Origin of the sequence: Klebsiella sp. EMBS2024, assembly GCF_036233805.1 — a bacterium.
Classification (GTDB): Bacteria; Pseudomonadota; Gammaproteobacteria; order Enterobacterales; family Enterobacteriaceae; genus Klebsiella; species Klebsiella pneumoniae.
The window spans coordinates 2,761,053-2,783,803 of sequence record NZ_JAZARW010000001.1 but is presented as its reverse complement, the minus strand read 5'-3'; the positions used below and the strand labels follow the sequence as shown (position 1 = coordinate 2,783,803).

The following is a 22,751-nucleotide window of genomic DNA, read 5'->3' as shown; positions in this document are numbered from 1 at the left end:
GGCCGCTATCAAACCTTACCTGAACTGCTGGAAGCGCTTAGCGCGGAGCCAGCGGCGGCGGTATAAGTCAGCCATTTGTGGGCGCAGACATTCCCGGGATGTAGCTGGTCGGTTAATCTCTTTTCTGCGCTCACGCCCTTTTTTCTCCTGGTCGATCTGCCTCACATTTCGCTCATCTTTTGTGAAAACAGTCACGTCTTGTTGTGCCAATGCCCAAATTTATGGCCTTGCTTAGCGGTGTTTGTCCGAGGCACTACTACGAAGTTGTGCTTAGATTATATATTGAAACGTATTTTCAATAATGTAAAACCGCTTTGCCGATCTGCTTATGTCGATCGGATTTGGCCGTGATAAGGACCGAGCATGAAAATTGAATCTGTGAATGTCACCGTTTTCCAATATCCCACTCGTCGGGTTTCCGACAGCGCCGGGCACTCCCATCCGGGGGTTGAAAGCATGGCCAAAATGGCGATGCTGACCATCACCGCTGATGATGGGGCGCAGGGCTTTTCGTTTGCGCCTCCGGAAGTCGTGCGCCCGTTCGTGGTGAATACTTTTTTTCGCAAAGTGCTGGTGGGACAGGACCCGTTTAACCGTGAGCGCATCTGGCAGGATCTTAACCACTGGCAGCGCGGCAGCGCACATCAGCTAACGGAGCGCGCGCTGTCGTTTGTTGAACAGGCGCTGTGGGACCTGATCGGCCGCAGCCTTAAGATGCCGGTTTATAAGCTGCTCGGCGGCTATCGCGACACTGTCCCGGCTTACGGTAGCACCATGTGCGGCGACGATCTGCCGGGCGGCCTGTCGACCCCGGAAGAGTATGCCGCTTTTGCTGAGAAGCTGGTCGCCCGCGGCTACAAGGCCATCAAACTGCACACCTGGATGCCGCCAATCTCTTTTGCGCCCAATCCCAAAATGGACATTAAAGCCTGCGCGGCGGTGCGCGAAGCCGTAGGGCCGGATATTGACCTGATGATTGATGGCTATCACTGGTACAGCCGCGCCGAGGCGCTGTGGATCGGCAAAGAGCTGGAAAAACTCAATTTCGCCTGGTTTGAAGAGCCGATGGAGGAGGATTCGATGTCTTCCTATGCGTGGCTGGCGGAAAACCTGTCGATTCCCATCGTCGGGCCGGAGAGCTTCGGCGGCAAGCACCACATGCGCGCCGAATGGGTGAAAGCCGGGGCCTGCGACATTCTGCGCGCCGGCGCTAACGGCGTGGGGGGGATTACACCGACCATGAAGGTGGCGGCGCTGGCGGAATCTTTCGGCATGGATTGCGAAGTCCACGGCAACGGAGCGGCAAGCCTGGCGGTGGTGGGCGCGATCCGCAACTGCCGCTGGTACGAGCGCGGCCTGCTGCATCCGTTCCTCGACTACGATGAACCGGCGGCCTATCTCAACAGCATTGTCGACCCGATGGATGACCAGGGATTTGTGCATTTGTCACAACGTCCGGGTCTCGGTGAAGACATTAATTTTGCGTATATCGAAGCCAATACCGTTAGCCACGACTGATTTAAAAAAATAAATACCCGATGGCGCTGCGCTTATCGAGCCTGCGGCCCGGTAGACCGGATAAGCCGAAAATGCCGCCATCCGGCAACATGTACCCTACAGTACAGGCAAACAGAGATATGAAAAAAACCTCCTTACTGGGAGCGTGTATTCTCGCGCTCGCCATGTCGATGGGGAGCGGGGAGGCGGTGGCGAAAACGCCGCCCGACCAGCTGATCATCGGCATGAATATGAATAACCTGCTCACCCTTGACCCGGCGGCGATGACCGGTAACGAAGTGGTGGGGATCGTGGTCAACCTCTACGACTCGCTGGTGGAGCTTGACCCTGAGCAGCTCACCACCGTCAGGCCCGCGCTGGCGAAATCCTGGGATATCAGCCCCGACGGCAAAACCCTGACCTTTCATCTGCGCGATGACGTTAAGTTTCACTCCGGCAACCCGCTGACCGCCGCCGACGTCGTGTGGTCAATGCGGCGCATCCTGCACCTCAACCTGGCCCAGGCCTCAGTATGGAAATCCTATGGCTTCAGTAAGAAAAATATCGACAGCCAGGTCAGCGCGCCGGACCGCTTCACGGTGCAAATCGTATTACCCAAAGATAACGATCCGCAGCTGGTGATTTACTCGCTGGCGGCGCTGGGCAACCTCGGAGTGCTGGACAGTAAAACGGTGCAAAGCCACCAGCAGGATAACGACTGGGGTAACCGCTGGCTAACCACCCATGAAGCCGGTTCCGGGCCGTTTATCCTCGAAACCTGGCAGGCGAAAGATGTGCTGCGCATGAAGCGCAACCCTGACTACTGGCGCGGCGAGGCGAAAATGAGCCGCGTGGTACTGCGTCATTTCCAGGAGTCGCAAACTCTGCGCCTGATGATCGAAAAAGGCGACCTTGATATTGCCAACAATATGGCGGTTTCCGATATCAACGCCCTGCGCAGCGATCCGCAGCTGACCGTCGATGCGGTGCAGCGCGGCACCATGTACTACGTGGCGATGAGCATGAAAGAGGCGCACTTCGCCAATCCGAAAGTGCGCGAGGCGGTGCGCTATCTGATTGATTACCAGGGTATCAATAAAGCGCTGATGCCGGGCTACGGCGTGCTGCACCAGCGGCCTATCAAAGCGGGAATGCCGTCCACGCTACCCGATCCCGGCTACAGGCTGGACGTGGCGCGGGCGAAAAAGCTGCTGGCGGAAGCGGGATATCCCAACGGCTTTGATACCACGCTGCGGGTACTCTCCGATCAGCCATTTCTTAACATCGCTATCGCCGTGCAGTCGACGCTGATGCAGGCGGGGATTAACGCCAAAATCATCACCGGCACTGGTAACCAGATCTACGGCGCAATGCGCGAGCGTAAATTTGACCTGCTGGTAGGTCGCGGCGGCAGCGGGATGGAGCCGCATCCGCACTCCAGCCTGCGCGCGCTGGTCTATAACCCGGATAACAGCGATAAGGCGCGCCTGACCAACTTCCAGGGCTGGCGTACCGGTTTTTACGACCCGCAACTGAATACGATGATTGACCAGGCCCTGCTGGAACGCGATCCGCAAAAACAGGTGGCTGACTACCAGGCCATCCAGACACGCTACGACCAGCTGGTTCCGGCTTTAATTCCGCTTTCGCAGATGGTTGATTCGGTCGTCGTGCGCAACGAGGTACGGGAGTATCAGCCGCACCCCTCCGCCACCACTTTTCTGCGTGACGTCTATAAAGTCCGCGAAGGAGAGAAAGGATGAGTACCGCAATCCTTGCGCCCGGCTCACGCGGCCGGCGCTTATCAAAACGGCTACTGCAGGTGGTGATTACACTGTTCGGCCTGCTGCTGCTGACCTTTACCATTGGCCGCGTCATGCCCATCGACCCGGTGCTGGCGATTGTCGGCCCGGATGCTGACCAGAGTACCTATCAGCAGGTTTACCAGCAGCTGGGGTTTGATAAATCGCTGACCACCCAGTTTGGCATCTATTTCGTCAACCTTTTGCACGGCGATCTGGGCAACGCGCTGCTGACCGGGAAACCGGTGGTGGACGATATTATCCGCGTCTTCCCGGCCACCATGGAGCTGGCAACGATGGCGATTATTGTCGGCGCGGGTCTTGGTATTCCGCTGGGCGTGTTGGCGGCGGCGCGGCGCAATAGCGTCTCCGATTATGTGGTACGCATTATCAGCCTGGCGGGCTACTCGACGCCGATCTTTTGGGTCGGGATGATGGGGCTGCTGGTGTTCTATGCCTGGCTTGGCTGGGTAGGCGGCGCCGGGAGGGTAGATCTCGGACTGGATGGTGTGGTGCCGCGCCGTACCGGGCTGATGACCGTTGATGCGCTGCTGGCCGGCAACGGCCAGGTGTTCTGGAACGCCATTAATCATCTGATTCTTCCCGCCTCGCTGCTGGGTTTTCACTCGCTGGCTTATATCAGCCGTATGACCCGCAGCTTTATGCTGGCCCAGCTGTCGCAGGAGTTCATTATTACCGCGCGGGTGAAAGGGCTGACCGAGCGCCAGGTTATCTGGAACCATGCGTTTCGTAACATCTTCGTGCAACTGCTGACGGTGGTGGCGCTGGCCTACGGCACGCTGCTGGAAGGCGCGGTGCTGATTGAAACCGTCTTCTCATGGCCGGGGTTTGGCTCCTACCTTACCGGAAGCTTGCTGCTGGGCGATATGAATGCGGTGATGGGCTGCGTGCTGCTGGTGGGGGTGATCTTCGTGATGCTCAACCTGCTCTCCGACATGCTGTATCAATTCTTTGACCCGAGGACAAAATCATGACCGTTTCTCTGGATTCGCCGCTTTCGGGTGGTGCGGGCGAAGGCCGTCAGCGGCTGCAACGCGCGGCGGCGCGGGCCGTCGGGTTTGTCGGCAAAATGGCGCGCAATCCGCTCACGGCCATCGGCGGAGGAATTATCTTTATGCTGCTGGTGGTGGCGATTTTCGCGCCGCTGATTGCGCCTTATAACCCGCTGGTACAGGACCTGAATAGTGCGCTGGTCGCGCCGAATGCGCAGCACTGGTTCGGCACCGATGAGTTTGGCCGGGATATCTTTAGTCGCCTGGTGTACGGCTCCCGCATCACGCTCTATATCGTGCTGCTGGTCTCGGTGACTGTCGGTCCGCTCGGACTGCTGCTGGGCGTCAGTGCCGGCTATTTCGGCGGTAAAGTCGATATGGTGCTGATGCGCGTCACCGATATTTTCATCTCCTTCCCGAGTCTGGTCCTGGCGCTGGCGTTTGTCGCCGCTTTAGGACCGGGGCTGGAGCACGTGGTTATCGCCATCACGCTGACCGCCTGGCCGCCGATTGCCCGTCTGGCGCGCGCCGAAACGCTCTCTCTGCGCCAGGCTGATTTTATCTCCGCCGTGCGTCTGCAGGGCGCTTCATCGGCCCGCGTCCTCTGGCGCCATATTGTGCCGCTGTGTCTGCCCTCGGTCATTATCCGTATCACCATGAATATGGCCGGGATCATTCTGACCGCGGCCGGCCTCGGCTTTCTCGGCCTCGGCGCGCAGCCGCCAGAGCCGGAGTGGGGAGCGATGATCTCCAGCGGGCGCACTTATATGATGGAGTGCTGGTGGGTCGTAACCATTCCGGGGCTGGCGATTTTGATCAATAGCTTAGCGTTCAACTTCTTAGGAGATGGCCTACGTGACATCCTCGATCCCCGTAGTGAATAATGCACCGCTGCTCGACGTGCGCGATTTGTGCGTCGACTTTGTTAACGGTAGCGCGGTGACCCACGCCGTGCGCGGCGTCTCCTTCCAGCTGGGGCATGAGAAGCTGGCTATTGTCGGCGAGTCCGGTTCGGGTAAGTCCACCGTTGGGCGCGCGCTGCTGCAGCTGCATCCGAAAAAGGCCCGCGTCAGCGCCAGCCGGATGCAGTTTGCCGACCTCGATCTGCAGCATCTTAGCGAAGCGCAGATGCGCGGCGTACGCGGCAAACGTATCTCGATGATTATGCAGGATCCGAAATATTCGCTGAATCCGGTGGTCTGCGTGGGTAAGCAAATCGCCGAGGCCTGGCTTACTCATCATCCCGGGCGTAAAGATGAGGCGAAAGCCAGGGCGCTGGAGATGCTGGAGGTGGTGCGTATTCGCCAGCCGGAGCGCGTTTATCAGCTTTATCCACATGAAATATCCGGCGGACAGGGGCAGCGCATCATGATCGCCATGATGCTGATTACCGACCCGGAGCTGATCATTGCCGATGAGCCCACCTCCGCGCTGGACGTGTCGGTGCGCCTGCAGGTGCTGGGCCTGCTGGATGACCTGGTTCAGTCGCGCGGGTTGGGGCTGATTTTTATCAGCCACGATATCAACCTGGTGCGCAGCTTCTGCGACCGGGTGCTGGTGATGTACGCCGGACGGGTAGTGGAGTCCATCGCCGCTAAAGATCTCGATAACGCCCGTCACCCCTACACTCAGGGATTGATTAACTCGCTGCCGGATATGCAGCATCGTCGCCCGATACTGCCGGTGCTGCAGCGTCAGGCCAGCTGGTTAACGGATTAAGGAGCGGATAATGATTGAAGTTCAACATCTCAACCTCGCGTTTGGCGAGGGGGAGAAGCGTAACCAGGTGCTGTATGACGTCAGTTTCCACGTTAAGCCCGGCGAGATCTACGGTCTGGTAGGAGAGTCCGGTTCCGGTAAAACGACGGTGCTCAAGTGCCTGGCGGGGCTGTTTACCCACTGGCAGGGGGAACTGACCATCGATGCTCAGCCCTTAGGGCATGAAATTAGCCGCGAGCGCTGCCGTCAGGTGCAGATGGTATTTCAGGACCCCTACGGATCGCTGCATCCCCGTCACACCATTGGCGATATCCTCGAAGAGCCGCTGCAGATCCATCGTATCAACGACCGCGACCGGCGGATCAATGTGCTACTGGATAAAGTTGGCCTCAACCGCGCCTTTCGCGAGCGCTATCCGCATCAGCTCTCCGGCGGGCAGCGGCAGCGCGTGGCGATAGCCAGAGCGCTGATTCTTGAGCCTCAGGTGCTGCTGCTGGATGAGCCGACGTCGGCGCTGGATGTGTCGGTGCAGGCTGAGATCCTTAACCTGCTGGCAGAATTGCAGCGGGAGGCTAAGCTCACTTACCTGATGGTCACCCACGATCTTGGGGTTATTGCCCACTTATGCCAGAAAGTGGCGGTGATGCAGTACGGGAAGATCCTCGAAACCCTGACGGTCGATGCGCTGGTCAGCGGCCAGGCGCAGACGGCCTATACGCAGATGCTGGTTAATGCCAGTCGGCAATATACGCGCGAAATGGCGCGCGAGGTGGCGGAATACTAAGCTTTATGGCGCATTGTCTCACGGCAGATGCGCCCATTTTAATAGGTAACTATTTGATGTTATAGGTTTTTTGTGGTTGTGGGTATCGTCTGTTAATGTAAGCGCGTTGTTTGGATCGATATCCTGCCCAGGTTTTTCCTGCAGCCGCAGGTGCCGTTTTACCTTAACATTCAGAGGCTCAATCAACGAACCCGGCTGCTGTATACCAGCCGGGCACCGTCTTTGCTTTGCGAAGCCTGATCAGCGTAGCAGCGGGCAGTCGGGCGGCAGCCGGCAGCGCAGGGCCGCCGGTAACAGCTCCATACGGAAGTTTTTTCCGCTGAGCGGCTCGCCGTCGAGGTTAAAGGTCATCTCATGGGGCGCGGTTATTTCAAACCACGAGGAGACACCGTCAACAATATTCGGCGAGTTTTCCGGATTCGCCAGGGTGCTGAACAGGGCAGGGATCAGCTCTTCTCCGGTGAAAATGCGCAGATGCAGCAGACCATCGTTAATCAACGCCTCCGGACACAGCTGCTGGCCGCCGCCGGCCTGGCGGCCGTTGCCGATGCCGATGACCAGCGCATCGCCCTGCCAGTGAAAGTTCTCCCCGCGGATCTCGCAGCGGTCCGGCTTCAGGGTATCCATGCGCATCAGACCGTGGATTAAATAAGAGACACCGCCGAGCGCGGCCTTGAGTTTTTCCGGCGTTTCGGTGGTGATCCGGGTGCCGAACCCGCCGGTCGCCATATTAATAAAGCCGGTTTTATCATTCACCCGGGCGATATCTATCGGCACATCGCGGCCGACGATCGCCAGCTTGAGGGCGCTGGCCAGATCCTGCGGAATACCGACGCTGGTGGCAAAGTCGTTAGCCGTGCCCAGCGGTAAAATCCCCAGCGCCATCTTGCTACCGCGCTCCACCAGCGCGGTCGCCACTTCATTAATGGTGCCATCGCCGCCGCCGGCGATCACCGTTTCAACGTTCAGCTGCAGGGCTTCATCGATAAACCGCACGGCATCGCCCTTTTCCCAGGTGACGCGGACGTGAATATCGATCCCTTCGTCGCGTAACAGGTTAACCGCCTCGCGTAACTGCGGTTCATTGGCACCTTTGCCGTTAAGGATCAGTAAGCTGGCAGGAAACGTAGACATCATCAAGGGAACCTTTATTGCTTAATGTTGCATAAAGTGTACCGCATGACGCAAGCGAAGACCGGAGGAGAGGCAAAAAAATAAGCCCGCGTAAGGGAGATTACGCAGGCTAAGGAGGTGGTTCCTGGTACAACTAGCATTTATGGGTTATGTTTTTCAGCGAAATGGATGATACCTGTTTCGATCGAAACGGTATGTGATCCGATTCTAATATCCTTACATCGTGAAAAAATAACGCAAATTAACTAGTTACCGTGCGGATTTCTGGTTGTTTGACCAGTAAAGTTGCGCATCAGCAGGGCATACTGCAGGGGCAGGTCGTCCGGCACAGGCAACCAGACGGTATAGCCATCGCCCGGGGCCACCGGCATGGTTTCGCCTTTGCCATTCTCCATATGCTCAAGGGTGAAGTTGACGTTACCCTGCGGGGTCATCAGCTCAAGGCTGTCGCCGACGCTGAACTTATTTTTGACCGCCACGGCCGCCAGCGGGCCGTTACGCTCTCCGGTGAATTCGCCGACAAACTGCTGGCGCTCGGAGACGGAGTAGCCGTACTCGTAGTTCTGATAATCGTCATGGGTATGGCGGCGCAGGAAGCCTTCGGTGTACCCGCGGTGGGCCAGCCCCTCCAGGGTCTCCAGCAGGCTGGTATCGAACGGTTTGCCGGCGGCGGCATCGTCGATCGCCTTGCGGTAAACCTGAGCGGTGCGCGCGCAGTAGTAGAAAGATTTGGTGCGGCCTTCGATCTTCAGCGAGTGAACGCCCATCTGGGTCAGACGCTCAACGTGGGCGATAGCCCGCAGATCTTTCGAGTTCATGATGTAGGTGCCATGTTCGTCCTCAAAGGCGGTCATGTACTCGCCCGGACGTTTGGCTTCCTCAATCATAAAGACTTTATCGGTCGGCGCGCCGATGCCGAGGGTGGGCTCCACGGTCTGCACCGGGATCGGCTCATATTTGTGGACGATGTTGCCGACGTCGTCCTCTTTGCCTTCCGCCACGTTGTATTCCCAGCGGCAGGCGTTGGTGCAGGTCCCCTGGTTCGGGTCGCGCTTGTTGATATACCCGGAGAGCAGGCAGCGGCCGGAGTAGGCCATGCACAGCGCGCCGTGGACGAAAATCTCGATCTCCATCTCCGGCACCTGGCGGCGAATCTCTTCGATTTCATCCAGCGACAGTTCACGCGACAGGATCACGCGGGTGAGCCCCATCAGCTGCCAGAATTTGACCGTCGCCCAGTTGACGGCGTTGGCCTGCACTGAAAGATGGATCGGCATCTCCGGGAAGTGTTCCCGCACCAGCATGATTAAACCCGGATCGGACATGATCAGCGCGTCCGGACCCATCTCCACCACCGGCTTCAGATCGCGAATAAACGTTTTCAGCTTGGCGTTATGCGGGGCGATGTTGACCACCACATAGAATTTTTTACCCAGCGCGTGGGCTTCATTGATGCCAAGCTGCAGATTTTCGTGATTGAATTCGTTGTTACGCACGCGCAGCGAGTAGCGCGGCTGGCCGGCATAAACGGCATCGGCGCCATAGGCGAAAGCGTAACGCATATTCTTCAGCGTTCCCGCCGGGGAGAGGAGTTCTGGTTTAAACATGGTGTTCTCGTTCTGATGACAGGTCAGATTCGCCGCACCTGCTGCGGCGAGTTGGGGAGTGTCCCCACATTAAGGGCGGGCATTGTAGCGCCGCGGCGAAGGGGAGTAAATATCAGATAGGTATCTTTCAGTATGGCTAATTTGTTTGCCATTTTGAACCTGGGCAGTACTCACACTGACAGCGTTAATAACGCCTGGTGGGATAGGCTCTAGGGAGTTCCCCGGGTTGCGGCGTAAACGCCTTACCCGGGCTACGGATTGCAGATGGCGGTGAACGTGTAGCCCGGCGAAGCGCAGCGCGAGCCGGGAAAAGGCTAACTACGCCAGCCGGCAGGCGTCCGCTTCCCAGCGGTAGCCAACGCCATACACCGCGCGGATAAACGACTGCTCGGCGTCCAGCGCCTCCAGCTTGCGCCGCAGGTTCTTGATGTGGCTGTCGATGGTGCGATCGGTGACTACCCGATAATCGTCATACAGATGGTTGAGTAGCTGTTCGCGGGAGAACACTTTGCCCGGCTCCTGGGAGAGGGTTTTCAGCAGCCGGAACTCGGCGGGAGTGAGGTCCAGCAGCTTGTCGCGCCAGGAGGCCTGAAAACGACCTTCGTCGACAATCAGCGGGCTCTGGGCGTCCAGCGCCTGCAGATCGCGCTGCGGCTTGCAGCGGCGGAGGATGGTTTTTACCCGGGCGACCACTTCCCGCGGGCTGTAGGGCTTGCAGATATAGTCGTCGGCGCCTATTTCCAGCCCCAGCAAACGGTCGATCTCTTCGATTTTCGCCGTCACCATCACCACCGGAACATCGGAGAAGCGGCGAATTTCCCGGCACAGCGTCAGACCGTCGGTACCGGGCAGCATCAGATCCAGCAGGATCAGGTGCGGCGGCGTCTGGCGGACGTAGGGCAGGACCTTGTCGCCGTGGTTAATCAAGGCAGGCGCATAGCCGGCGGCCTGCAGATAATCAATCAGCAGCTGGCCGAGCTTCGGTTCATCTTCCACGATAAGGATGCGTGGGGTGTTTTCATCTACAGGCAATTCAGTCATACGTCTCTCGGTAAATCATGTTCCAGAGGTAACTCAACTTTAATGCTAACCCCGCCAAAAGGCGAATGGTCGGCACGCAGGGTGCCGCCGTGGGCCGCTACGATATTGAGGCAAATCGCCAGCCCGAGGCCGGAGCCGCCGCTGGCGCGGTTGCGCGATCCTTCCGCCCGGTAAAAGCGTTCGCACAGGCGGGCCAGCTGCTCATCGCTGACGCCGGGGGCGCTGTCGGCGAAGTCAATCACCAGCATCCGGCCGCTGCGGCGGGCGGTGATGTGCAGGCTGCCGCCGCTGTCGGTATAGCGCAGGCTGTTCTCCAGCAGATTGTTGAAGAGCTGCATCAGGCGGTCGCGGTCGCCGAAGATCATCGCCTGCTCCGGGAGCGACACCTGAATGCTTAGCTGCCGGCTGGCGAAGCGCTCGCGAAAAGCGCCCGCCGCCACTTCCAGCAGGGTGATGATATCCAGCGAGGTTTTCTGGTAGGCCAGCGCCCCCTCGTCGGACATCGACAGCTGATGGAGATCGTCCACCAGCTTGGTGAGGGTAGCCACCTCGGCCTGCAGAGAAGGAATCGACTCGGGGGTAAAGCGCCGGACCCCGTCCTGAATCGCCTCCAGCTCGCCGCGCAGCACCGCCAGCGGGGTACGCAGCTCATGGGAGATATCGGCCATCAGATCGCGACGCATCTGCTGGTTGCGCTCCAGGGTGCTGGCGAGCTGGTTAAAATCCTGCGCCAGGCGGCCGAGCTCATCGCCGCCGGTCACCGTCACGCGGGTGGAAAAGTCGCCCGCCGCCAGCTTATGGGTGCCTTCCACCAGCCGCTTCACCGGCGCCAGCAGACCGCGGGCCAACGGGAAAGTGGCCAGCGCGGCAAGCAGGGTGGCAAGGGCGACAATCAGCCAGCTGGTGCGCTTTTGCTGCCGGTCGAAGTTAATGTCGGTATTGCGCGTCAGCCGCTCTACCGGCGAGGCGATCACTTTGCCCACCTCCGCGCCGTTGACCACGATGCTGCGCTGGGTGCCGTCCTCCGGGACGCGCTCACGCGGCCCCACCAGTACGCGCCCCGACTGATCCACCACCCAGAACATGGTGCGCCAGCCGTGGGGCGGCATTTCCGGCCTCGGGCGCGGGCCGTCAGGGGGGCCATCCGGCGGCGGCCCGTCCGGGGCGGCGTCCGGCTTCATGGCGTGCCCCGGCGGCGAGCGGTCGTCGTTATCCCGTTCGAAGGTGCGCAGCAGCTGGAAGATAAAGCGGTCATTATTGCGCAGAAACGCCCAGCTGCCATGCTGGGCATACTGCTCGCTCAGCGCGTCGCTGAGCATGGTTAAGCGCTGCTCATTGCCGCGCTTGATATAGTCGATGAACCCGCGTTCAAAACTGATACGCACCGCCCAGTGCATGCTGATCAACAGCACGATGCAGGTGGCGAATATAGCGAGGAATAGCTTGCCGGTAATACCCGGGCGCCAAAATTTCACGATCCACTCCTGTTGCGTCGACGGAGGACGGTATTGCTGCCGACGTCATCCGGTACCCTGGAAAAGATGAGCGCCGGCAGGGCGATGATCGCCGCCATGCTCAGATAGGTGTAGAGAAAGACCTGATGGGTGCTGGCGGCGTCGAGACTCATATGCTGCTGGCCATACAGCCCCAGCAGCAGCCCGGCGATGGTCACGCCGATACTCATCGACAGCTGCATCACCATCGACAGCAGGCTGTTGCCGCTGCTGGCCAGATCGTCCGGGAGATCTTTCAGCGTCAGGGTATTCATTGAGGAGAAGCGGCTGGCGTTGATCATCCCCTGCAGAAACAGGATCAGCGGCAGCACGTAATACCACCCGGCCAGGGCGCTAAACATAAACAGCAGACTGACCGCCGCCAGGCCCAGGGTGCTGGTGACCAGCACCCGACGGTAGCCGAAGCGGTTGACCACCTGGACCACGATCCGCTTCATGCCCATGCTGCCGAGCACCATCGGGATCATCATCAGCCCGGCGTGAAAGGGGGAGAAGCCGAGGCCGATCTGCAGAAACACCGGGGTCATAAACGGCAACATGCCGCTGCCGATGCGTCCCGCGAAGCTGCCGCCGAGGCCGAGGGAGAAGGTGCGGTTGCGAAACAGGTTAAGGCTAAACAACGCCCGGGCGTTACCGCGGGCGTGCCACAGGTAGAGCAGCAGGGCGCAGAGGCCGACGGCCACCAGCCCCGCCAGCCAGGCAGGGGAAATGCCGAGCCCTTTCTGGCCGTCGAGCGCCAGGGTCAGGGTCGCCATCCCGGCGGCCAGCAGCAGAAAGCCGGAGAGATCGAAGCGCCGGGTCTGCATGGTGTAGTTGGGCATCAGACAGAGGGTGGCGATCGCGCCGACGATCCCCACCGGGATATTGATAAGGAAGATCCAGTGCCAGGAGGCGTACTCCACCAGCACCCCGCCCAGCGCCGGGCCGAGCAGCGGACCGACCTGGCCCGGCAGGGTGACGAAGGTCATCGCCGCCATATACTGATCGCGCGGGACGATCTTCATCACCGTCAGGCGGCCGACCGGCACCATCATCGCGCCGCCGACCCCCTGCAGCACCCGCGCCATCACCAGCTGGTCGAGGGTGCTGGCCTGAGCGCAAAACAGCGATCCGGCGGTAAACAGCACGATGGCGGTGAAGAAGATATTGCGCACCCCGACCCGGTCGGCCAGCCAGCCGCTGGCCGGCAGCATCACCGCCACCGTTAACACATAGGAGACGATAATCATATGCATATGCAGCGGACTCTCCCCGAGGCTTTTGGCCATCGAGGGGAGGGCGGTGTTAACGATGGTGGTGTCCAGCGACTGCATAAAGAAGCCGAACGCCACTATCCATAGCTGCCAGCGCACGCTGGCCGGGAGGTCTGTCATGTTATTCGCTTACCGGTTGAGAGGAGTGACGCGAAAAACGCAGCCGCAGACGGTCAAAGAAAAGATAGACCACCGGCGTGGTGTAGAGCGTTAACAGCTGGCTCATCACCAGACCGCCGACGATGGTGATCCCCAGCGGCTGGCGCAGCTCAGAGCCATCGCCCCCGGAGAGCACCAGCGGCAGGGCGCCGAACAGCGCGGCGAGGGTGGTCATCATAATCGGCCGGAAACGCAGCAGGCAGGCCTGGAAAATCGCCTCTTCCGGCGTCAGGTTGCCGTTGCGCTGCGCCTCCAGGGCAAAATCAACCATCATGATGGCGTTTTTCTTAACGATGCCAATTAATAACATAATCCCAATCAGGGCGATTAGGCTGAACGGGGCATCGAAGATCTCCAGCGCCAGCAGAGCGCCCACCCCGGCGGAGGGCAGCGTCGAGAGGATGGTCAACGGATGCACATAGCTCTCATATAGCACCCCCAGCACGATATAGACCGTGGCGATAGCCGCGAGGATCAGGATCACCTGCGCGTTCATGGTCTGCTGGAACACCTGAGCGGTACCGGCAAAGGAGCCGCGCACGCTCGACGGCACCCCGAGCTGGGTCATCGCGCGGTCAATGGCCTCGCTGGCTTCCGACAGCGAGCGGCCGGTGGGCAGGTTAAAGGAGATAGTGGATGCCGCCGACAGCCCCTGGTGGTTCACCGACAGCGGGGCATTGGCCGGCTGCCATTTAGCGAAGTAGGCCAGCGGGATCGGCTTGCCGTCGCTGTTAATGACGAACATCTTATCCAGGGCGCTGACGTCCTGGGTGTAGGCCGGATCCACCTCCATCACCACCTTATACTGGTTGAGCGGCTGGTAGATGGTAGAGATCTGCCGCTGGCCAAAGGCGTTGTTCAGCAGGTTGTTGGCGTCCTGGACGCTGATGCCGAGGCGCGACATGGTATCCCGGTCATAAACCAGGTCCATTTCGGCGCCATTGTCCTGCTGATCCGAGTTGACGTCCGCCAGCTCCGGCAGCGCCGCCAGCGCTTTGCGGATCTTCGGCTCCCACTCGCGCAGCGCCGACAGGTCGTCGGACAGCAGGGTGTACTGATAGCTGGCGTTCGACTGCCGGCCGCCGACGCGGATATCCTGCACCGCCATCAGAAACAGGTTGGCCCCGGGCTCGTTGGCCAGCTTTTTGCGCAGCCGGTCGATCACCTGCTGCGCCGTCTCGTGGCGCTGGTCGCGCGGCTTGAGGGTGATAAACATCATCCCGCTGTTGACCCGCGAGCCGCCGGTAAAGCCGGTGACGTTATCCACCGCCGGATCTTCGCGAATGATCTTCATAAAGTCCTGCAGCTTGCCGCGCATCGCCTGGAAGGAGATGCTCTGGTCGGCCTGAATGCCGCCCATCAGCACCCCGGTGTCCTGCTCCGGGAAGAAGGTTTTCGGGATCGAAATGTAGAGCCAGACGCTGAGGGCGATGGTGCCCAGCACCACCAGGCCGGTCAGGCGGCTATGCTTCAGCACCCATTTTAACGATTTACCATAGCCGCCCTGCACGGCCACCAGCAGGCGGCCAAAGCCGCGGTTGCGCGTCGGCTGGTGGGGCTTGCCGCTTTTCAGCAGCCAGCCGCACATCATCGGCGTCAGGGTGAGGGAGACCGCCAGCGAGATGCCGATCGCCACCGACAGGGTGACGGCGAACTCGCGCAGCAGGCGGCCGGGCAGGCCGCCCATCAGCAGCAGCGGCAGGAACACCGCCACCAGCGACAGGCTCATCGACAGCACGGTAAAGCCGACCTCGCGGCTCCCCTGCAGCGCCGCCTGCAGCGGTTTCATCCCCGCCTCCAGATGGCGGGAGATATTCTCCAGCACCACGATAGCGTCATCCACCACGAAGCCGGTGGCGATGGTCAGGGCCATCAGCGACAGGTTATTGAGGCTGAAGCCGCACAAATACATCGCGGCGAAGGTGCCGATTAAGGAAACCGGGACGGCGACGGCCGGGATCAGCGTGGCGCGCCCCGAGCGCAGGAACAGGAACACCACGAGGATCACCAGCGCCACCGAAATCACCAGCGTCTGCTCCACCTCCTCCAGCGAGGCGCGGATGGTCGGCGAGCGGTCCTGGGCGATCTGCAGGTCGATAGCCGCCGGAATGGTCTGCTGCAGCTCCGGCAGGCGGGCGCGGATGCTGTCCACCGTCTGAATGATATTGGCTTCCGGCAGTTTGCGGATCATCAGCAGGATCGCCGGTTTGGCGTTGGTCATCCCGGCGTTGCGTACGTCCTGCACCGAATCCGAGACGGTGGCGACATCTCCCAGCCGCACCGCGGCGCCATTTTGATAGTGGACGATCAGCGGCTGATAGTCGGCGGCGGTCTTCAGCTCATCGTTGGTCTGCACCTGCCAGCGGTGCGCGCTGTCCTCCAGCGCCCCCTGCGGTTTGCGCACGTTGGCGTCGCTGATGGCGGTGCGCACCGCGTCCAGCGACACGCCCTGGTTGAACAGCGCCTGCGGGTTGAGGTCGACGCGCACCGCCGGCAGGGAGCTGCCGCCGACGTCGACATCGCCCACGCCGTCGATCTGCGCGATGGTCTGCGCCAGCTGGGTGGAGGCGAAATCATACAGCTCACCCTGGGAGTAGGTGTCCGAGGTCAGCGTCAGGATCATGATCGGCGCATCCGACGGATTGGCTTTGCGATAGGTCGGCCGGCTGGGCATTCCGCTCGGCAGCAGGCTTTGCGCGGCGTTGATCGCCGCCTGAACGTCGCGCGCCGCGCCGTTGATATCGCGGTCGAAGTTAAACTCGAGAATGATGCGGGTACTGCCCAGCGAACTGGAGGAGGTCATCTCATTGACCCCCGCAATCCGCCCCAGGGAGCGCTCCAGCGGGGTGGCCACCGACGAGGCCATGGTCTCCGGCGAGGCTCCCGGCAGCGAGGCGCTAACCATGATCACCGGGAAGTCCACCTGCGGCAGCGGGGCTACCGGCAGCAGCCGGAAGCCGAGAATGCCGCACAGGGTGATGGCCAGCGAGATGAGGATCGTCGCCACCGGGCGGTAAATGAAGAGGGCGAAAAACTTCACTTACGCCTCCTCTTCCTGACGCGGGAAGCGGCGCTTCAGGTGCAGCGACAGGCGGTCGAACAGCAGATAGATCACCGGGGTGGTGAACAGGGTCAGCACCTGGCTGAGCATCAGACCGCCGACCATGCCGATCCCCAGCGGACGCCGCAGCTCGGCGCCGACGCCGGTGCTCAGCATCAGCGGCAGGGCGCCGAGCAGGGCGGCGAGGGTCGTCATCAGGATCGGCCGAAAACGCAGCAGACAGGCCTGGTAGATCGCCTCCCGCGGCGGCATGCCCTGCTCGCGCTCAGCGGCCAGCGCGAAGTCGATCATCATGATGGCGTTCTTCTTCACGATGCCGATCAGCAGAATGATGCCGATGATGGCGATCACGTCCAGCTCGCTGCCCGCCAGCCACAGCGCCAGCAGCGCCCCGACCCCGGCGGTGGGCAGGGTGGAGAGAATCGTGATCGGGTGGATAAAGCTCTCGTACAGCACCCCCAGCACGATATACATCGCCACCACCGCGGCGACCACCAGCCAGACGGTGCTGCCGAGCGCCGACTGGAAGGCCAGCGAGCTGCCCTGGAACTGGGTGCGAATATCGGTCGGAAAATCGAGCGACTGTTCGGCGGCGAGGATCGCCTCCACCGCTTCGCCCAGCGAGTAGTTGTCCGGGACGTTAAACGAGATGGTGGTCACCGGGAACTGATCGAGGTGGTTCACCGACAGCGGGGTAAAGCGCTGCTCCACCGTGGCGATGGCGGTCAACGGCACGATGCCGCCGTCGCTGCTGGTGAGACGGATATTCTCCAGCGCCGCCAGGCCCGGCGTCGCCTCGGTATCCTGCTCGAGCACCACGCGATACTGATTCGCCTGAGTGTAAATAGTGGAGATCAGCCGCTGGCCGAAGGCGTTGTACAGCGCGTTATCGACATCGGCCATTGAGATGCCGAGGCGGCTGGCGCTGTCGCGATCCACCTTGATATAGGCGGCCAGGCCTTTGTCCTGCCAGTCGCTGCTGACGTCGGCCAGCTGCGGCTGGGCCTGCAGGCGGCTGAGCAGCGGCGGCACCCAGGTGCTCAGCGCCTCGAGGGAGTTTGCCTGCAGGGTGAATTGATACTGGGTGCGGCTCACCGTGGTGTCGATGGTCAGGTCCTGGGTCGGCTGCAGGTAGAGCGCCACGCCGGGGACGCCGTCCACCGCCTGCTGCAGACGGCTAATCACCGTCTGGACGCGGTCGTCGCGTTCGTCCAGCGGCTTGAGGTTGATCTGCAGGCGGGCGCTGTTCAGCGCCGGGTTGGTGCCGTCGACGCCGACGAAGGAGGTCAGACTCTCCACCGCCGGATCCTTAAGGATAATGCTGGCCACCTGCCGCTGGCGCTCGGCCATGCTGGTGAAGGAGACCGACTGCGGCGCCTGGAGGGTGCCCTGGATAATGCCGTTATCCTGGATCGGGAAAAAGCCTTTCGGGATAAAGACCCACAGGATAATCGACAGCGCCAGGGTGCTCAGGGCGACGCCGAGCGTCAGCCACGGATGGTTCAGCACCCGGCTCAGCCAGCGGCCATAGACGGCGATCACCCGTTCGAAGAAACGCTCGCTGGCCCGCGAGAATCGGTTCTGCTTGCGCAGCGATTCGTGGCTTAACATGCGGGCGCACATCATCGGCGTCAGGGTCAGGGAGACCACCGCCGAGATAAGAATAGCGACGGCAAGGGTGACGGCGAATTCGCGGAACAGGCGGCCGACGATATCGCCCATAAACAGCAGCGGGATCAGCACCGCGATCAGCGAGAAGGTGAGGGAGATAATGGTGAAGCCGATCTCCCCCGCGCCCTTCAGCGCGGCGGCCAGCGGCTTCTCGCCTTTTTCGATATAGCGCGAGATGTTCTCGATCACCACGATGGCGTCATCCACCACGAAGCCGGTGGCGATGGTCAGGGCCATCAGCGTCAGGTTGTTGATCGAGAAGTCGAGGAACACCATCACCGCGAAAGTGCCCACCAGTGACAGCGGCACCGCGACGCCGGGAATAATGGTCGCCGGCACGTTGCGCAGAAACAGGTAGATGATCATCACCACCAGGGCGATGGCCAGCATCAGCTCAAACTGGGTGTCGCGCACCGAGGCGCGGATGTTAGTGGTCCGGTCGGAGAGGACCTGCACCTTCACCGATTTCGGCAGGCTCTCGGTGAGCTGCGGCAGCATCTGGCGAATGCTGTCGGCGGTGTCGATGATGTTGGCCCCCGGCTGGCGCTGGACGTTCATCACGATGGCCCGCTGCTGGTTGGCCCACGCCCCGAGCCAGCTGTTTTCGGCCCCTTGTTCGACGCTGGCGACATCGCCGAGCCGGATCGGCGCCCCGTTCTGATAAGCGATAATCAGCCGGCGATAATCCTCAGCGGACTGCATCTGATCGTTAGCGGAAAGCGTCACCGCGCGGGCCGGACCGTCGAGGCTGCCTTTCGCGGAGTTAACGTTGGCGCTGGTGATAGCGGTGCGCACGGTTTCGCTGGTCAGGCCGAGGGCGGCGATGGCCTGGGCGTTAAGCTTCACCCGCACCGCCGGGCGCTGGCCGCCGGCGAGGGTCACCAGACCGACGCCGGAAACCTGGGAGATCTTCTGCGCCACCCGGGTCTCCACCATGTCCTCAACCTGGGTCATCGGGATGGCGGAGGAGGTGACGGCGAGAGTCATGATCGGCGGATCCGCCGGGTTCACCTTGCTGTAGACCGGCGGGTTGGGCAGATCGCTCGGCAGCAGGTTGGTGGCGGCGTTAATGGCCGCCTGCACTTCCTGCTCGGCGACGTCCAGCGGCAGGGTCAGCTGGAACTGCAGCGTGACTACCGAGGCGCCGCCGGAGCTTTGCGACGACATCTGCTTGAGGCCGGACATCTGGCCGAACTGGCGCTCCAGCGGGGCGGTGATGGCGGAGGTCACCACGTCCGGGCTGGCGCCCGGATAGAGGGTGACTACCTGAATGGTCGGGTAATCGACCTCCGGCAGGGCGGAGACCGGCAGAAAGCGGTAGCCGATGATCCCGGCCAGCAGGATAGCCACCATCAGCAGAGTGGTGGCCACCGGACGCATAATAAACAGCCGGGACGGGCCGCCGGTGCGGCCTGGAGGTAACACCTGCATCAGGAACGCGCTCCGTGTTTACCGCTCTGGCGCGGGGCGGGCTGCGCCTGCTCGCCGCTGCTGGCGGTGACAACTTCTACCTTCGCCCCCTCGGTCAGACGGTCAATCCCGTCGGTGACCACGCGATCTCCGGCGGAAAGCCCGGCGCTGATGACTACTTTCTGGCTGTCCTGAATGCCGGGCGTCACGCTGTGTTTGCTGACCTTATTCTCATCGTTCAGCACCCATACGAAATGCCCTTCGTTGCCCATCTGCAGCGCGGCGGCAGGGATCACCACCGCGTTCTGCTGGGTGTCCACCAGCAGGCGGGCGTTAACGAACTGATTGGGGAACAGCGCGTCGTCCAGATTGCTAAAGCGCGCCTTCAGCTTGATGGTCCCGGTGGTCGCATCGATCTGGTTGTCGAGGCTCAGCAGCTCGCCGACGCTGATTTTCTGCTTATTGGTGCGATCCCAGGCTTCGACGCTAAGCGCTTTGCCCGCTTTCTGCGCCTGCACCACCGTGGCGATGCTGCTTTCCGGCAGGGTAAAGACCACGTCGATCGGGTGCGTCTGGGTAAGGACCACGATCCCGGTGGTATCCCCGCTGGAGATCTGGTTGCCGATATCGACCTGCTTTAAGCCGACGCGGCCGTCAATTGGCGCGGTAATGCGGGTCCAGTCGAGCTGCAGCTGGGCGCTGGCGACGGCCGCTTCATCAGCTTTCACCGTGCCGGCGGATTCCACCACCAGCGACTGCTGAGTGTCGAGCTCCTGGCGGGAGACGAGGTTGGTCTTCACCAGCTGCTGGTAACGAGCGAGATCGCGGCGGGCGTTGGCGAGGGTGGCCTGATCTTTCGCCAGCTGACCCTGCGCCTGGGCGAGAGCGACTTTAAACTGGCTGGGGTCGATCTGCGCCAGCAGGTCGCCGGCTTTGACCTGCTGACCCTCCTGGAAGTGAAGGCTCAGCAGTTGGCCGTCGACCCGGCTGCGGACGGTGACGGTGTTGGCCGCCGTCACCGTACCCAGCCCGGTGAGATAGCGCGGGACCGCTTCTTCGGTGGCGGTGGCCGCCTGCACCGGCGCCAGCGCGGCGCCAAAGCGGCCATGGCGTGCGCCGCCCGGCCCCTGCGGGCCCTGTCCGGCGGCGGGAGCCCCGCTGCCGCTCGTCCCGCGATCGTGCCAGAACCAGTAGGCGGCCCCGGCGATAATCACTACCGCCAGCGCGGCGCCCCAACGACGTATGTTACTGCCTTTCATTAGTTTACGGTCTCATCCTGAAGCGTTTCGCTGAATGATACTAGTTTAGTGAGGGAAGGGGCCGTAAAAATGGAGGAATTATGAAAAGAAGGTTGAGAAATGTCTGGATAACCGCCGCGACGCCGGGCGCTCCCGCGGCCGATATCCGGGGTGATATCAACTTTTAGTTTAAAAAAGCAAAAAATAGTTGTATCCGCGGGGGCTTTAATTAGATTTATGCGGTGAATAAATCAGTGCATTCTCATAATAATAAAATATGCACTTAAAAATCAACGTGTTAAATAATCAGGGGTCATTGCTGTGGCAAACGCAAACAAACTCACGCTCTTCATCGTCATTTTTATGCTGATGGGGATCCTCTCCGGCGCGGCTATCCATGCCTACGCGACGCCAACCACCGTCTCCGCCTGGGCGGACAATATTACGCTGCTCACCGATCTGTTTCTGCGGTTGATCAAAATGGTCATCGCGCCGTTGGTGTTCAGCACCCTGACGGTCGGCATTATGCGCCTCGGCGAGACGGCGACCATCGGCCGGGTAGGCGGGAAGGCGATGGTCTGGTTCATCACCTCCTCGGTATTATCCATTCTCGTCGGGCTGGTGATCGTCACCTTCCAGCACCCGGGCGCCGGGTTAAACCTGGCGGTGCCGAAAGAGGCGGTGGATACCGGCCTGGCGGTCAGCGGCATGAGCCTGAAAGGATTCCTGTCGCACACTATCCCCACCAGCATCACCGAGGCGATGGCCAACAACGAGATCCTGCAGATCGTGGTGTTCTCGATGTTCTTCGGCATCGCCGGCGCGTCGCTGGGGGAGAAGTTTAATGCTCCGCTGGTGGCGGCCCTTAACGTGGTGTCGCACATTATGCTGAAGGTGACGGGCTATGTGATGTACGTTGCGCCGCTGGCCATCTTCGCCGCCATCTCGTCGGTGATTGCCTCCCAGGGGCTGGGGATCCTGCTCAACTATGCTTCGTTCATCGGCGGCTACTACCTGGCGGTGCTGTTGACCAGCGCGGTGCTGATTGCCGTCGGCTATATGGTGCTGAAAAAAGAGGTTTTCCGCCTGCTGAACATGCTGAAAGATCCGGTGCTGGTGGCCTTTACCACCAGCAGCTCGGAAGCGGCCTATCCGAAGACCCTCGAGCGACTGGTGAAGTTTGGCTGCTCGCGCAATATCGTCTCGTTCGTCCTGCCGATTGGCTACTCGTTCAACCTCGTTGGCTCGATGGTCTACTGCTCCTTCGCCGCGATGTTTATCGCCCAGGCCTATAACGTGCCGCTGAGCTTTAGCGAGATTACGGTCATGATGCTGACCCTGATGCTGGCCTCGAAAGGTATCGCCGGGGTGCCGCGTTCGGCGCTGGTGGTGCTGGCGGCGACGATCCCCAGCTTCAATATACCGGTCGCCGGGATCCTGCTGCTGATGGGTATCGACCATTTCCTCGACATGGGGCGCTCTGCCATCAACGTGCTGGGTAATGGCATCGCCACCGCGATGCTGTCGAAAAATGAAGGGTTGCTGACCGACGAGGAAGCGCAGCCGGACTGGGAAGTGGAGAAAGCGGAAGCCTGATCCTGCCGCGCCCTTTCACTGAGGGCGCTATTCCACACGGAAAAAAGACCCCTGACAGGCACGTCAGGGGCAATGTGACGAAGTATCAGTTTTCCTCGTGTAGCGTGTTTTTTATTATATAAAGACGGGCGGTAACGTCTTTATACCGAGGAAGCGTCAGAGTTTAACGTTATGTCCGCCAGCGCTGGATATTTTTTAGCATCCTGCGGCTATTTTCGGATTTCCGACAATATAGCCAGGTCAATATCTTAT

Annotated in this window: 15 protein-coding genes; 7 read left to right on the top strand and 8 right to left on the bottom strand. The window is 60.8% G+C overall.

All coding sequences use genetic code 11. The features are described from left to right. Positions 1-363 precede the first annotated feature (363 nt). The 6 genes from VZP09_RS12820 to VZP09_RS12795 all read left to right on the top strand — a co-directional run bounded on the left by VZP09_RS12820 (position 364) and on the right by VZP09_RS12795 (position 6,815). Complete coding sequence (locus VZP09_RS12820; protein WP_002912648.1) at positions 364-1,518, top strand: mandelate racemase family protein; 1,155 nt, start codon at positions 364-366, stop codon at positions 1,516-1,518. Between the two features lie 119 nt (positions 1,519-1,637). Beyond that, positions 1,638-3,260: an ABC transporter substrate-binding protein gene (locus VZP09_RS12815; RefSeq protein ID WP_004180553.1), complete on the top strand. Its 1,623-nt coding sequence runs from the start codon at positions 1,638-1,640 to the stop codon at positions 3,258-3,260. After that, a complete protein-coding gene (locus tag VZP09_RS12810; protein ID WP_328795189.1) occupies positions 3,257-4,294 on the top strand; it encodes an ABC transporter permease in 1,038 nt (345 codons plus the stop codon). The genes VZP09_RS12815 and VZP09_RS12810 overlap by 4 nt, the downstream gene beginning before the upstream one ends. After that, a complete protein-coding gene (locus VZP09_RS12805; RefSeq protein ID WP_004175146.1) occupies positions 4,291-5,196 on the top strand; it encodes an ABC transporter permease in 906 nt (301 codons plus the stop codon). Before VZP09_RS12810 ends, VZP09_RS12805 begins: the two co-directional genes overlap by 4 nt. Continuing rightward, positions 5,168-6,031 (top strand): ABC transporter ATP-binding protein, encoded by an 864-nt coding sequence (locus VZP09_RS12800; protein ID WP_004180551.1) that lies wholly within the window; start codon positions 5,168-5,170, stop codon positions 6,029-6,031. Before VZP09_RS12805 ends, VZP09_RS12800 begins: the two co-directional genes overlap by 29 nt. Positions 6,032-6,041: 10 nt before the next feature. After that, positions 6,042-6,815: an ABC transporter ATP-binding protein gene (locus VZP09_RS12795; protein ID WP_004180550.1), complete on the top strand. Its 774-nt coding sequence runs from the start codon at positions 6,042-6,044 to the stop codon at positions 6,813-6,815. Positions 6,816-7,055: 240 nt separating this feature from the next. Here VZP09_RS12795 and yegS read toward each other — a convergent pair whose 3' ends face one another. From yegS to VZP09_RS12755, 8 genes are all read right to left on the bottom strand, one after another. Then, on the bottom strand, positions 7,056-7,952 hold the full coding sequence (gene yegS, locus VZP09_RS12790; protein WP_074426463.1) for a lipid kinase YegS: 897 nt from the start codon (positions 7,950-7,952) through the stop codon (positions 7,056-7,058). 242 nt (positions 7,953-8,194) lie between these two features. Beyond that, entirely contained in the window at positions 8,195-9,556 is a 1,362-nt protein-coding gene (gene trhP, locus VZP09_RS12785) for a prephenate-dependent tRNA uridine(34) hydroxylase TrhP (RefSeq protein ID WP_032415241.1), read from the bottom strand. A 318-nt stretch (positions 9,557-9,874) separates the two neighbouring features. Next, positions 9,875-10,597, bottom strand: coding sequence for a two-component system response regulator BaeR (gene baeR, locus VZP09_RS12780; RefSeq protein ID WP_004175198.1), 723 nt, complete (start codon positions 10,595-10,597; stop codon positions 9,875-9,877). Beyond that, on the bottom strand, positions 10,594-12,072 hold the full coding sequence (gene baeS / locus VZP09_RS12775) for a two-component system sensor histidine kinase BaeS (protein ID WP_004149058.1): 1,479 nt from the start codon (positions 12,070-12,072) through the stop codon (positions 10,594-10,596). The genes baeR and baeS overlap by 4 nt, the downstream gene beginning before the upstream one ends. Continuing rightward, positions 12,069-13,484, bottom strand: a complete 1,416-nt coding sequence (locus VZP09_RS12770; RefSeq protein WP_032415239.1) for an MFS transporter — start codon at positions 13,482-13,484, stop codon at positions 12,069-12,071. The genes baeS and VZP09_RS12770 overlap by 4 nt, the downstream gene beginning before the upstream one ends. 1 nt (position 13,485) lies before the next feature. Continuing rightward, positions 13,486-16,563, bottom strand: a complete 3,078-nt coding sequence (mdtC, locus tag VZP09_RS12765) for a multidrug efflux RND transporter permease subunit MdtC (protein ID WP_002912617.1) — start codon at positions 16,561-16,563, stop codon at positions 13,486-13,488. After that, positions 16,564-19,686 carry an MdtB/MuxB family multidrug efflux RND transporter permease subunit gene (locus VZP09_RS12760; protein WP_064153695.1) on the bottom strand — a complete coding sequence of 1,041 codons (3,123 nt, stop codon included), beginning with the start codon at positions 19,684-19,686 and terminating at the stop codon, positions 16,564-16,566. Beyond that, the gene (locus tag VZP09_RS12755) at positions 19,686-20,924 is read right to left on the bottom strand and encodes an MdtA/MuxA family multidrug efflux RND transporter periplasmic adaptor subunit (protein ID WP_004175207.1); all 1,239 of its coding nucleotides are present in this window, start codon (positions 20,922-20,924) and stop codon (positions 19,686-19,688) included. The genes VZP09_RS12760 and VZP09_RS12755 overlap by 1 nt, the downstream gene beginning before the upstream one ends. A 300-nt stretch (positions 20,925-21,224) precedes the next feature. Here VZP09_RS12755 and VZP09_RS12750 point away from each other — a divergent pair, with 300 nt between their 5' ends. Beyond that, positions 21,225-22,499 (top strand): dicarboxylate/amino acid:cation symporter, encoded by a 1,275-nt coding sequence (locus VZP09_RS12750; protein ID WP_004149053.1) that lies wholly within the window; start codon positions 21,225-21,227, stop codon positions 22,497-22,499. Positions 22,500-22,751: the final 252 nt, after the last annotated feature.

Coding starts and splice junctions, on each gene's coding strand:
- baeR (WP_004175198.1), bottom strand. CDS start 10,597: ATGACTGAATTGCCTGTAGATGAAAACACCCCACGCATCCTTATCGTG.
- VZP09_RS12815 (WP_004180553.1), top strand. CDS start 1,638: ATGAAAAAAACCTCCTTACTGGGAGCGTGTATTCTCGCGCTCGCCATG.
- VZP09_RS12805 (WP_004175146.1), top strand. CDS start 4,291: ATGACCGTTTCTCTGGATTCGCCGCTTTCGGGTGGTGCGGGCGAAGGC.
- VZP09_RS12760 (WP_064153695.1), bottom strand. CDS start 19,686: ATGCAGGTGTTACCTCCAGGCCGCACCGGCGGCCCGTCCCGGCTGTTT.
- VZP09_RS12820 (WP_002912648.1), top strand. CDS start 364: ATGAAAATTGAATCTGTGAATGTCACCGTTTTCCAATATCCCACTCGT.
- VZP09_RS12810 (WP_328795189.1), top strand. CDS start 3,257: ATGAGTACCGCAATCCTTGCGCCCGGCTCACGCGGCCGGCGCTTATCA.
- VZP09_RS12795 (WP_004180550.1), top strand. CDS start 6,042: ATGATTGAAGTTCAACATCTCAACCTCGCGTTTGGCGAGGGGGAGAAG.
- yegS (WP_074426463.1), bottom strand. CDS start 7,952: ATGATGTCTACGTTTCCTGCCAGCTTACTGATCCTTAACGGCAAAGGT.
- trhP (WP_032415241.1), bottom strand. CDS start 9,556: ATGTTTAAACCAGAACTCCTCTCCCCGGCGGGAACGCTGAAGAATATG.
- VZP09_RS12755 (WP_004175207.1), bottom strand. CDS start 20,924: ATGAAAGGCAGTAACATACGTCGTTGGGGCGCCGCGCTGGCGGTAGTG.
- VZP09_RS12770 (WP_032415239.1), bottom strand. CDS start 13,484: ATGACAGACCTCCCGGCCAGCGTGCGCTGGCAGCTATGGATAGTGGCG.